The organism is Wolbachia endosymbiont of Drosophila bocki, assembly GCF_028982005.1.
In the GTDB taxonomy this organism is placed as follows: Bacteria; Pseudomonadota; Alphaproteobacteria; order Rickettsiales; family Anaplasmataceae; genus Wolbachia; species Wolbachia pipientis.
Map to the genome: position 1 here is coordinate 1 of NZ_JAPQLG010000127.1, position 2,719 is coordinate 2,719.

Here is a 2,719-nt window from a genome sequence, read left to right on the forward strand (position 1 = left end):
AAATGGCTGTTTTATAATGAATTTTGTCAGTAGCCACCAGATTTTTTCAGTTCCTATGCAACAAAGCCCAGATGAATCCATTCTCTTTAGAAAATAGTGGTTGCGTGTATGCTGATTACAATGCAACTGCTCCAATTAGTGAAAATGTAAAAAAAAGTATATTTGAGGTCTTGTCAAAACAAACGCTCAATCCATCATCACTACATAAGAGAGGACAAGAAGCGAGGAAGATTCTTCAGGATGCAAGAGATAACGTACGTGGTGCTATTGGCGTTTCAAGTGATAAAGAAATAGTTTTTACGTCTGGTGCAACTGAAGCGAATAACCTTGTTATGAGAGGAATAGCAGGCTACCTGCATATAATTTCAGCTATAGAGCATCCTTCAATTCTTAATTCTGCATGTAATCCATATATAATACCTGTTAATCAGGAGGGCATTGTTGACTTTTTAGAGCTAGAAAAAATTCTAAGCGAACTTAAAGGAAACAAAGCAATAGTTTCAGTTATGATGGCAAATAACGAAACCGGAGTTATTCAACCTATTGAGGAAATAGCTAAAATAGTACACAAGTTTGGAGCAATTTGCCACACTGACACTGCTCAAAGTGTTGGGAAAATTAAAGTTAATATGGAAGATTTAGGAGTGGATTTACTCACTTTATCCGCCCATAAATTTGGCGGTGTAGCAGGCAGTGGAGTTTTAATATTCAACAAAGAACTTGCGATAGAACCTATTATAATAGGTGGTGGACAAGAGAAGGGATTTCGTGGTGGTACGGAAAATATTGTTGCAATTGCAGGCCTTTCTGCTGCACTGCAAAATATTCCAGATCTTTTATCAAAAATGGATGAAGTAAAGGAGCTACGCGATCAATTAGAGTGTGAATTATTAAATCTTGCCAGTGACATAAGAATCTTCGGTAAAAACTCTAAGAGGCTGCCAAACACAAGTTTTATTTATATGCCAGGAGTAAAGAGTGATGTGCAGCTCATGCATTTTGACTTGAATTATATTGCAGTTAGTAATGGCTCCGCATGTTCTTCTGGAAAAGTTGAGCCTTCCCATGTTTTGCTTGCAATGGGGGCAACAAAAGAGCAAGCAGAGTGTTCAATTAGAATCAGTATAGGTCCAGAAACTAAACCACAAGACATAAAAAAAATAGTGGATTGTTGGTATAATATCTACAAGCAGAACTCCTTGGTATAGATAATACGTGGTATCATGCAGGCACTGGCCGAGCATTAGATGTAAAAAATTACTTTACAACCCCGCGGTATCTCTAGATCCCGCTAACAAGCAGCGGGATGACGGTTGTTAGGCTAGCTGTCATCCAAGTAGCTGACACGGGTTCCTTTATGACGGCAGTGCCCCTATGGTGTCATTCCAGTGCCCTGACTACTTGGATCTAGCAAGCTTTGCTTGCAAATAAGTCTAATACGTGTCGCGTTTTATGCCAAAACACAATTGGAGTTACATGCAAAATAGATCCCAGACTGGGATGACAAAAAAAGAGCACTGGAATGACACCATTTGCTGTGCAATTTACCTTCAAAAATGAATGTTCGTACAGCTATGGATTCATTCGCGGTATCTCACCATAGATCCCGCTGACAAGCAGCGGTATGACGGTTATCAGTAAACATGAATTACTTTAGCTATGCAATCAGGCTTCCTAAAAACACTTTGTAGCCAATCAATTCTTGAGTATAAAAAAAATTCCTTTAATAGTAAGGTATGCTAATCAGGAATTTAATAAAACGAGCAACTCAAGTAGGAAGCAGTGAAAATGCAATACGGTATGTCGAATATCTCTATCAATTTGAGAAGTTTAGAAACACATTAAACCTCACTTTGTCACTAATAAAGCAAAATAGGCTTTCGTTTGAGATATACCAAGAGGGATTAGTGGATATGGAAGAGGGAGTGTGTAAGACAATCAGGTCTTCCGGTGTAAATAGATATGTTATTGTACTGAGGAAGTCAAACCCATACATTATAGTGCATGAACTTTCACACATGGTTGAAAATGAACTGAACTTAAATTTGGAGCAGGAATTCCTCCATAAAGTTTACCAGGATATTGAGCAGAACCTAAAGCAAGCAAATATTCTTGTGCAGAAAATTATCGGCCAAGTTATATTTAAGGAGATACAGGCTTATCAAACTGCAAAATCACGTGCATCTGAATTATTTGCACGCTATTTTGAGCTATTTGCTTGGGCGCAGGAGGTTTACCCTAAAGATAAAGAATACTTAATCCGCACTCAAGACTTAAACAAAGTGTTCCTTGCTACTGACCAATGGAAAAAGAGCTACCTTGATTCACAAATGATGGAGAGAATAGATAAGGAAATCAAGGAATACAGCAATAAAACTGCCACTAAAGACGTAACCAAAGTGCAAAGCAGTTGGACTAATAAATTTTCTCCTGGGGGCAAAAAAATTAGCTCTATATTTGGAGATGATGATTAGCTTATAGTGCAGGCCAGACGTCATACCGTGATTCATTCTTTTGGTGTACGAACATTGCAATTTGCAGGTAATTTGAGTAGTAGATGGTGTCATTCCAGTGCTTGACACTGGAATCCAGGAATTTGGATTGGGCACTAAGTTGGTGAGCATAAAAGTGGCTGATCTTATGTTAAAACACAACGTTCTTGATGAGATTACGGCAAGGCTGGATTCCAGTGGGCTTTGTTGCATCGCTACTTATGAAA

The 2,719-nt window shown here is 38.4% G+C and carries 2 protein-coding genes; both read left to right on the forward strand.

The window, feature by feature from the left end; all coding sequences use genetic code 11:
- Positions 1–71: 71 nt before the first annotated feature.
- A complete protein-coding gene (locus tag OZD61_RS02805) occupies positions 72–1,208 on the forward strand; it encodes a cysteine desulfurase family protein (RefSeq protein WP_038248900.1) in 1,137 nt (378 codons plus the stop codon).
- 528 nt (positions 1,209–1,736) lie between these two features.
- Complete coding sequence (locus tag OZD61_RS02810) at positions 1,737–2,474, forward strand: WD_0702 family putative metalloprotease (RefSeq protein WP_274979765.1); 738 nt, start codon at positions 1,737–1,739, stop codon at positions 2,472–2,474.
- The last annotated feature ends 245 nt before the right edge of the window (positions 2,475–2,719 follow it).